The 8,789-nt window shown below is 51.6% G+C and carries 8 protein-coding genes; 6 read left to right on the top strand and 2 right to left on the bottom strand.

Annotated elements, in window-relative coordinates:
* The first annotated feature begins 235 nt into the window (after positions 1 to 235).
* Complete coding sequence (locus tag EVJ26_RS10650; protein ID WP_131467962.1) at positions 236 to 1,639, top strand: basic amino acid/polyamine antiporter; 1,404 nt, start codon at positions 236 to 238, stop codon at positions 1,637 to 1,639.
* Between the two features lie 42 nt (positions 1,640 to 1,681).
* On the opposite strand, the gene EVJ26_RS10645 is transcribed toward EVJ26_RS10650, so the two are convergent.
* The gene (locus EVJ26_RS10645) at positions 1,682 to 3,724 is read right to left on the bottom strand and encodes an EAL domain-containing protein (protein WP_236635557.1); all 2,043 of its coding nucleotides are present in this window, start codon (positions 3,722 to 3,724) and stop codon (positions 1,682 to 1,684) included.
* A gap of 157 nt (positions 3,725 to 3,881) precedes the next feature.
* Here EVJ26_RS10645 and EVJ26_RS10640 point away from each other — a divergent pair, with 157 nt between their 5' ends.
* The 3 genes from EVJ26_RS10640 to EVJ26_RS10630 all read left to right on the top strand — a co-directional run bounded on the left by EVJ26_RS10640 (position 3,882) and on the right by EVJ26_RS10630 (position 5,928).
* Positions 3,882 to 5,084 carry an ornithine--oxo-acid transaminase gene (locus EVJ26_RS10640; protein ID WP_131456740.1) on the top strand — a complete coding sequence of 401 codons (1,203 nt, stop codon included), beginning with the start codon at positions 3,882 to 3,884 and terminating at the stop codon, positions 5,082 to 5,084.
* Between the two features lie 92 nt (positions 5,085 to 5,176).
* Positions 5,177 to 5,581 carry a fluoride efflux transporter CrcB gene (gene crcB / locus EVJ26_RS10635; protein WP_131467963.1) on the top strand — a complete coding sequence of 135 codons (405 nt, stop codon included), beginning with the start codon at positions 5,177 to 5,179 and terminating at the stop codon, positions 5,579 to 5,581.
* The gene (locus EVJ26_RS10630) at positions 5,581 to 5,928 is read left to right on the top strand and encodes a fluoride efflux transporter FluC (RefSeq protein WP_131456744.1); all 348 of its coding nucleotides are present in this window, start codon (positions 5,581 to 5,583) and stop codon (positions 5,926 to 5,928) included. The genes crcB and EVJ26_RS10630 overlap by 1 nt, the downstream gene beginning before the upstream one ends.
* Before the next feature lie 29 nt (positions 5,929 to 5,957).
* Here the strand turns inward: EVJ26_RS10630 and yhfH are convergent, their stop codons facing one another.
* Positions 5,958 to 6,119, bottom strand: a complete 162-nt coding sequence (yhfH, locus tag EVJ26_RS10625; RefSeq protein ID WP_131456746.1) for a protein YhfH — start codon at positions 6,117 to 6,119, stop codon at positions 5,958 to 5,960.
* Between the two features lie 145 nt (positions 6,120 to 6,264).
* Here yhfH and EVJ26_RS10620 point away from each other — a divergent pair, with 145 nt between their 5' ends.
* Positions 6,265 to 6,630 carry an ArsR/SmtB family transcription factor gene (locus EVJ26_RS10620; protein ID WP_131456748.1) on the top strand — a complete coding sequence of 122 codons (366 nt, stop codon included), beginning with the start codon at positions 6,265 to 6,267 and terminating at the stop codon, positions 6,628 to 6,630.
* A gap of 108 nt (positions 6,631 to 6,738) precedes the next feature.
* A complete protein-coding gene (locus tag EVJ26_RS10615; protein ID WP_131470392.1) occupies positions 6,739 to 8,775 on the top strand; it encodes a heavy metal translocating P-type ATPase in 2,037 nt (678 codons plus the stop codon).
* Positions 8,776 to 8,789: the final 14 nt, after the last annotated feature.

The following is an 8,789-nucleotide window of genomic DNA, read 5'->3' as shown; positions in this document are numbered from 1 at the left end:
AGATGATTTTACTCATGGATGCGTTCCCCCGTCTGAATGAATAGGTTCATTATATCGATTCGACCGCACACAAAAAACCCTGAATGAGCACTTTTTATCAAGTGTCTATCATTCAGGGTTCAGTTCAACCTATCTAAACGTTCCTTTATTCAGTAGAATGAGAAAATCATCGGATGATTATACATTATTTACGCATAGTTATTCGTTTACAGCTAATTATTTTGGAGGTCTTTGAATGAAGTCACAATCAGCCGGTATCGGCTTTTTCGGGCTCGCTGCCATGGTCGTCGGGACGATGATTGGCGGAGGAGCTTTTAACTTACCAGGCGCGATGGCCCAAGGTGCCGGGGTCGGATCAGTGATGATCGGCTGGACCATCACAGGGGTCGGTATGATTATGCTGGCGTTCGTATTCCAATTTTTGGCGGATTCACGTCCTGAACTTGAGGGTGGGATTTATGCCTACGCCAAAGAAGGGTTCGGGAAGTTCGTCGGCTTCAATAGCGGCTGGGGTTATTGGATGTCCGCTTGGATTGGGACGGTAGCGAACATCACGCTGATCTTTAGCACGCTCAGTTACTTTTTCCCGATTTTTTCAGCAGAGCATCGATTGTTCCGGTTAGTGATGAGCGCGTTCTTCATCTGGGGGCTGTTCTGGCTCATCTCTCGAGGGATGAAGGAGGCGGCGCTCTTGAACATCGTCACGACGATCGCGAAGCTCGTCCCGATCTTCTTGTTCATCGTGCTCATTTTGTTTGCGTTCCAGATTGAGACGTTCCAAATCGATGTTTGGGGAGAGTCCGGGTTCAGTTGGTCGCACGTGTTTCCCCAAGTGAAATCGACGATGCTCGTGACGCTTTGGGCGTTTGTCGGCATTGAAGGCGCGGTCGTCTTATCGTCGCGGGCGCGCAATAAGCGCGATGTCGGGCGGGCGACGGTGATCGGCCTCATCGGGACGCTGTTGATTTACATGATGATTTCAATCTTCTCCTTCGGCGTCATGACGCAAGAACAACTTACGGCGCTCCCGGAACCGTCGATGGCGTACGTGCTCGAAGCGGTCGTCGGTCCGGTCGGTGCGACGATCATCAATATCGGTCTGCTCGTGTCGCTCGCTGGGGCGTTGCTCGGGTGGACGATATTGGCGACGGAGATCTCCTACGTGGCGAGCCGGGACGGTGTGTTCCCGAAATTGTTCAATCGGCTCAATCGAAATGATACGCCGGTGAGCGCCTTGTTCATCACGCAAGCGTTCACGCAAGCAGTCACGGTCATCGCCTTGTTCTCGGAACAGACGTACTTGGTGCTCTCGAGCATCGCCGGTATCGCCGCGCTCGTGCCTTACTTATTCTCGGCCTTGTTCGGCTGGAAAGAGGCACGGCGGACTGGTGTTCGGAAAATGGTCCTCGTTTCGAGTGTCGCCTCGCTCTACGCGGCATGGTTACTCTACGCATCCGGGATTGAATACATGCTCATCGCAATGATTTTGTATGCGCCGGGAATCTTCGTTTTCATGCTCGCAGAACGGGAGCAAGGACGGAAGTTCCTAAGCGGGATTCAGTATGCGATTGCGACTGTCATCATCCTCGCGGCGACTTATGGTGTGTACGGACTATGGACGGCTGCCATTAGCCTCTAATCAAAAGAAGCACCGGTCGTCGAGATGACGACCGGTGCTTCTTTATGTCTCGTTATTCGTGAGCAACCGGACGACTTGGTCGGGTGGCATTGGTTTGGCGTATAAAAATCCTTGGAACGAGTCGCAATCGGTCTCTTTTAAATGGTCGAGCATGATTTGGTCTTCGACGCCTTCGGCGACGACGTGAAGGTTCAAACTCTTACCGAGATGGACGATGACGTCGAGTAAGTGAGACTTCGACGTCAACCAGTCGTCGAGGAACACTTTGTCGATCTTCAGCTCGTCGACCGGGAACGATTTCAAGTATTGAAGCGACGAGAAGCCGGTTCCAAAGTCGTCGATCGACAGGCGGTAATCGAGCCGTTTGATTTGATTCATCCGAGCGATGGTTTCCTCCGTCTGTTGCATGACGAGACTTTCCGTGATCTCGAGGATGACGTCGGACGGGTTCAAGTCGAGTTGTTGCTTGATGTTTCGGAGCGTGTTGATGAAACTCTCGCTGCGGAACTGGTTCGGCGAAATATTGACCGCCATCGATAGAGGATGATTGACGAGCGGTTGCCACACTTTCAGTTGCTTGGTGGCCTCAAGAATGACCCAGTTGTTGATCGGGACGATCAGCGCCATCTCTTCAGCGAGCGGGATGAACTCCGAAGGCGGGATTTGCCCGAGTTGGTCGTGATGCCAGCGCAGTAACGCCTCAAATCCAATCAGCTTATCCGTTTTCAAGTCGAACTTCGGTTGGTATTCGAGATAAAAATGTTTTTCTTCGAGCGCTTGGTACAGCGCTTTTTCGATATGGATTTGTCTTGAGAACGCATCGTCCATGTCTTTCGTGACGAATTGGATCGTCCCGACACCGATGCGCTTGCCTTTGAACAAAGCGCTCTCGGCCCGGGTGTACAGCTCGTCCAACGAATTAGTGGCCGACGGGTAGAACACGCAACCGATCGAGATCGATAACATGATCGAATGGTGGTAAATCCGGAACGGTCGTTGCAGTTCGTGTTGCAGTTGACGAAGCAGCTGGAACACTTCTTCTTTTGATTGTTCAAAGAAAAGAATGCCGTACAAGCCGCCCGAAGGATGGAACATGACACTCGACTGGGGCAGGAAGCGTTCAGCCCGGTCTTTAATTTGGAGCAACAGTTCATTGCCGACGCGTGAACCGAACGACTCGTTAATAATTTTGAACCGATCGATATCGAAGAGGGCGACGTGCAACAACCCGTTATGTTCTTTCACGTCAGTAAGTGAGTGCGCATATTGGCGCAAGAGCCCTTTTTTATTTAACAGCCCGGTCAAATCGTTGTGATAGGCGAGGTAGTTCACTTCTTGTTCGAGACGTTTCTTATCAGACACGTCGAAACCAAACGCCGTGTACTGGGCGATTTCGCCGTCTTCACTTAAAATCGGTACAATCGTCAAGTTGAGCCAGCAGATGTTTGTCACATGTCGTTGCGACCGAATCGGCATCTCGCCGTTCCAAATTTGATCGGTCGTGAGCGCTTGACGTACCACACCCGCAAGCGGATCATCTTCAAAAGAGGGGTGAATGAGCTCGAACCAGTTACGACCGATGAATTGTTGGTCAGGTGCCCCGATCAAGTCGCACAACAGCGGATTGATCTCGGTGATCTCGCCACGAGCGTTGGCTGCCAAATAATAAGTCGAATGCTCGATCATCGCTTGGAAGTGGTGGAGCAGGTTGAACTGCTCGCTGCTGATGAGCGGACCGAAGCCTTTCGGTAGGAAGGCTAAAAAATAGCCGTTGATGTCGTTGATTGAAAAAGTTTGTAAGTAAGCGGTCGCATAGACGACCGAGCCGTTTTTATGTTTAAACGCCGTCAACGCCGTCGTTGAGAATGGATATTGAAGGAGCAATGGTGACCACGTTTCAAGCGCCTGTTCTAAATGTTGGACGACGGGTAGTGCGTGGTGTAGTAACTCGTCACGCTCCCAACCGAACAGCGTCTCTGCTTGTTCGTTCCAAAGGAGGACGGTGCCGTCAAAATCGATGTAACAGCATGGGATCGATAGGGCATCGATGAACGTATCAATCGGCAAATCACGCAATGAAGCCATACAAATTCCTCCAATCTGCATCAAATAAGTCGTACTATACGTTCAGTGTACCTTATTTTCCCAACTCAAGGAACGGGCAAGCTCGTCGTTGTCAAAAGAAAGACAGTCATCATATACTGAAGGAGTAAGGTAGTTTTTTTCATAAGGGGGAAATCAAATGTCAAAAACACAAGAAGTGATTGAATTGACAGAGAAGTTCGGGGCGCACAATTATCATCCGCTTCCAATCGTCATCTCGGAGGCGAAGGGGATTTGGGTGACGGACCCGGAAGGAAATCGTTACATGGATATGTTGAGTGCGTATTCGGCTCTCAACCAGGGGCATTGTCATCCGAAAATCATTCAAGCGTTAAAAGATCAGGCCGACAAGATCACGTTGACGTCACGTGCTTTCTACAATGATCAGCTAGGTCGCTTCTACAAAAAAGTGGCAGCGCTTACAAATAAAGAAATGGTGTTACCGATGAACACCGGTGCCGAAGCGGTCGAGACCGCGGTCAAGGCATCACGGCGCTGGGCCTATGAGGTCAAACAAATTCCGGGGCAAGCCGAGATTATCGTCTGCACCGGCAACTTCCATGGACGGACGATGGCGGCTGTGTCGATGTCGACAGAAGCGGACTATCAGCGCGGTTTCGGACCGCTCCTCCCAGGCTTCAAAGTCGTGCCGTACGGAGACATCGACGCGTTCGAGGCGGCGATCACGGAGAACACGGCAGCGTTCATCGTTGAACCGATTCAAGGGGAAGCGGGTATCATCATCCCGCCGGCGGGTTACTTGAAGCGGGCTTCTGAACTGTGTAAGGCGAACAACGTGTTGTTCATCGCAGACGAGATTCAGTCAGGTCTTGGCCGCTCTGGAAAATGGTTCGCGATCGAGTGGGAAGGCGTCGATCCCGATATGTATATCCTCGGAAAAGCACTCGGTGGCGGTGTCTTCCCGGTATCGTGTGTGGCTGCTAACGAAAGCGTCCTCCAAGTGTTCAATCCAGGGTCGCACGGGTCGACGTTCGGGGGGAACCCGCTCGCGGCGGCGGTATCGATCGCTGCGCTCGAGGTGCTTGAAGAAGAACAGCTTCCGGAGCGTTCGCTCGAACTCGGGACGTACTTTATGGACCGTTTAAAGTCAATCGACAACCCACGCATTAAAGAAGTCCGGGGCCGCGGTCTATTCATCGGGATCGAGTTGACGGAAGCGGCTCGTCCTTATTGTGAGGCGCTTAAAGAGCGGGGCTTGCTCTGCAAGGAGACGCACGAGACGGTCATTCGACTCGCGCCACCGCTTGTCATCACGAAAGAAGAACTCGATGAGGCGTTCACGGCGATCGAGGCTGTATTCGCACCGACTCCTATTTCATAATGCAAGAGGGCTTGTTATAATTTGAGAAGAAATGCAGACACCTGCCGGGCGATGTTTTCGCGGCAGGTGTCTTTTCGTAAGGAGGAACGGTCGTGCTCTACGTTTACGTTGGTTTAGCAGGAGCGCTTGGAGCGCTAGCAAGGTATGGGGTCGGTATAGGGATGCATACGTTGTTTACAGGTACATTTCCGCTAGGGACGCTCACCGTCAACTTGATCGGCAGTTTTCTACTCGGTTGGCTCACCCATTACTTGTTTCAAACTGGACGGCTCTCACCGATGGTCATTACGGCGCTCGGTACAGGGTTTATCGGTTCGTTCACGACGTTCTCGACGTTCAGTGTCGAGACGATTGTGATGATTGAGTCAGGGAACCTGATCGGAGCGCTCACCTATGTGACACTGAGCATCGTCCTCGGCCTGTTCAGCTCGTGGTTAGGCTATAAGCTAGGAAGAAGACGATTACGGCGTTTTGTGAAGCGAAAGGGGGAGGCGTGATGACTATTGTGACAGTGATGATCGGTGCCTTTTTCGGGGCGATGGCCCGCTTCGGGATTGGTCAGCTCGTTAAAGTATGGACGACGTCGGTCTTTCCTTGGGCGACTTTGTTCGTGAACGTGACCGGATCGTTTTGGCTCGGATATTTGTATGCGGCCCCTGTACCTTCGATGGTGGGACTCGGAATCGGCGTCGGCTTCCTCGGTTCGTTCACGACGTTCTCGACGTTCAAACTCGAAGTGATGCGGTTCGTGACGAAAGATTGGCTTCGCTTTGGTTTATACTTATTCGCGACGTATGTCTTCGGTTTAATTGCCGCCTACCTCGGCTACCAATTTGAACAATAAACAATCCCTCGGAAACTCCGAGGGATTGTTTATTGTTCAGCGAGTTGAAGCTTTTCAGCACATGATGCGCATGTGCTTTCATAAGACTCACACTGCTCATCCATATGTTGTCCGCATTCTTGACACGTCTTATCTGGTAATTTCCGATAAAATTCGACTGACGATTCGAGTCGGCTTGCCCATTCATTCATATAAAGCGCCTCCTTTAAGTATGCGTGCGTTTGTTAAGTTGTATTCATTGTATTATAACAGTTGTGTTTAAGTCAATTATAATCTATAACAGATTTTTCTGTTTGGATTTGCTAAAATGAAATTATACGAAATGAGGTGACACGGATGAAGGCACCACAATGCGAAACAATCGCCATCCAAAGTGAAGACGTGGCTGTATTGCAACAGGCACTTGTGCGATTGGATGCGAACCGAGTCAGTCGGTTGTTTAAGGCGTTCGCTGATCCGACGAGACTGAAAGTGCTGTACGTCCTGACGCTCGAGCAAGAATTATGTGTCTGTGACATCGCCGCCGTGATCGGACACTCGACCGCGACCGCGTCGCATCATTTACGGACGCTCCTCGATCAAGGGCTCGTAAAATATCGTAAAGATGGGAAAGTTGTTTATTACTCATTAGATGACGAGCACGTTCGCCTTCTCGTCGAAATCGCGATGGCGCATAGTGCCGAACAGCAATCAGGTCTTTGAGAAGTGTCTACTGCGACAACACAGTAGACACTTTTTTTATTGTGTTCTCTTCCAATCAGCGTTACGATATATTCAAATAAACGTTTGAATGAAGTAGGAGGATGAGCGATGGAATCACGTGACGTCTTACCAGTCGAAGGTATAACTTGTACAAATTGTGCGGCGAAGATCGAGAAAAGCGTCTCGGAGCAGACCGGTGTCGCATCCTGTCAAATCGACTTTGCGACGAGCCGGATGATCATCGAATGGATTGATCCGGCCGAGCGTGAAACAGGGCTCCGTTCAATTGAAGAGACGATGGGGCGGATTGAACCGGGTGCGCATTTCGTGAAAACTGATCAAATCGAGCAAGCACCTAACCATTTGTTGTGGCGCTTTGGTATCGCCCTCAGCCTGCTTGTGCTCGCTCTCTTGACTGAATCACTGCCGTTATATGTGGTTGCTTATGCGGTCGCCGGCTATGATGTCGTCTATGCGGCAGCACGAAACGTATGGCATCGCGAATGGTTCGATGAGAAGTTTTTAATGACGATTGCGACGATTGGAGCGTTCGCAATTCGAGAATATCCGGAAGCGGTCGCCGTCATGCTATTTTATCAACTCGGTGAATACTTCCAAAGACGCGCCGTCCATGCGTCGCGTCGGTCGATCCAGTCATTATTGAATATGAAACCGACGATGGCACGTGTGCTCGGTCCCGACGGTGAGTTCGAACGGCGTCCCGAAGATGTGGCAATTGGCTCGGTCATCATCGTCCGTGCCGGCGAACAAGTTCCGATGGACGGGAGCGTCGTGATCGGATCGAGTTCACTCGATACGGCATCATTGACGGGCGAATCGGTTCCCCGTCAAGTCGGACCGCACGATGAAGTGCTCGCCGGAATGGTCAATTTAGAAGGGCGGCTTGAAGTGCGCGTCAAACGATCAGCGACGGAGTCGAGCTTGCAAAAGATGATTGCGCTTGTCGAACAGGCAAGCTCGAACAAAGCGAAGACAGAGCAGATGATCACACGCTTAGCCAGAGTGTATACGCCGATTGTCGTCGTTTTAGCAGCAATCGTTGCGTTCATCCCACCTCTTTTCGTTGGGAATTTAGAGGAGTGGGTGTATCGCGCCTTAATTTTCCTCGTCATCAGTTGCCCATGCGCACTCGTCATTTCAATTCCGTTAGGTTATTTCGGCGGGATCGGGGCTGGTTCTAAACGAGGGGTTTTGGTCAAAGGCGGCGAGTATTTAGACGTGCTCGCCGAAGTGAAGACGGTCATCTTTGACAAGACGGGAACGCTCACGACCGGTCGCTTTGAAGTGACGGACGTGACGACGAGCGGAGACGTGACGGAAGCGGAGTTGTTAACGCTCGCTGCCCGTGTTGAGATGGCATCGACACATCCGCTGGCAAAAGCAATCGTCGCGAAGGCGAGCAAGACGATCGCGTTTGCGAATATTACCGAAGACCCGGGCTACGGTCTGACAGCGACAGATAGCACGGATACAATCTATGTCGGAAGTGCCCGTTTCATGAGGAAGTTAGGACATTCGATTCAAGATGAACAAATGGGCACAAGCGTCCACGTCATGAGAAATGACCGCTGGCTCGGGCGGATTGAACTGATGGATACGGTGAAAGAGGATGCCGCAGCAGCCGTTGCCGCGCTAAAACGTCTCGGCTACCACACGGTCATGTTGACAGGGGACCGGGATGAAGTTGCGACGTCGGTCGGTTTGAAAATCGGAATCGATGAAGTGAAAAGTGAGTTACTTCCCCATCAGAAAGTCGAGGAAGTGGAGAAGTTGGCCGCGCGAGGGAAAGTCGCGTTCGTAGGCGACGGTTTGAACGATGCGGCAGCGCTAGCCCGTGCGGACGTCGGACTCGTCATGGGTGGAATCGGGAGCGATGCCGCAGTGACGGCGGCAGACCTCGTGCTCATGAATGACGCACCGAGCGATGTCGTTGCGGCGATTGAGCTAAGTCAGCGGACGAAGCGGATCGTGTGGCAAAATATTGTCCTCGCATTCGGGATGAAGGCGCTGTTCCTCCTGCTCGGCGTGCTCGGACTCGCATCGATGTGGGAAGCTGTGTTCGCAGACGTCGGCGTCGCGTTGCTTGCCATCGGCAACGCGACTCGCTTGATCCGTTCCAACTAAAAAAACTTCAAGCG

The sequence above is a fragment of the Exiguobacterium sp. SH3S1 genome (genome assembly GCF_004337105.1).
GTDB lineage: Bacteria > Bacillota > Bacilli > Exiguobacteriales > Exiguobacteriaceae > Exiguobacterium > Exiguobacterium aurantiacum_A.
This window is presented reverse-complemented; position numbering and strand designations above follow the sequence as displayed.

What these genes read in the sequence shown, in the direction of transcription:
- yhfH (WP_131456746.1), bottom strand. Translation starts at nt 6,119, where the DNA reads ATGAATGAATGGGCAAGCCGACTCGAATCGTCAGTCGAATTTTATCGG.
- EVJ26_RS10640 (WP_131456740.1), top strand. Translation starts at nt 3,882, where the DNA reads ATGTCAAAAACACAAGAAGTGATTGAATTGACAGAGAAGTTCGGGGCG.
- EVJ26_RS10630 (WP_131456744.1), top strand. Translation starts at nt 5,581, where the DNA reads ATGACTATTGTGACAGTGATGATCGGTGCCTTTTTCGGGGCGATGGCC.
- EVJ26_RS10620 (WP_131456748.1), top strand. Translation starts at nt 6,265, where the DNA reads ATGAAGGCACCACAATGCGAAACAATCGCCATCCAAAGTGAAGACGTG.
- EVJ26_RS10650 (WP_131467962.1), top strand. Translation starts at nt 236, where the DNA reads ATGAAGTCACAATCAGCCGGTATCGGCTTTTTCGGGCTCGCTGCCATG.
- EVJ26_RS10645 (WP_236635557.1), bottom strand. Translation starts at nt 3,724, where the DNA reads ATGGCTTCATTGCGTGATTTGCCGATTGATACGTTCATCGATGCCCTA.
- EVJ26_RS10615 (WP_131470392.1), top strand. Translation starts at nt 6,739, where the DNA reads ATGGAATCACGTGACGTCTTACCAGTCGAAGGTATAACTTGTACAAAT.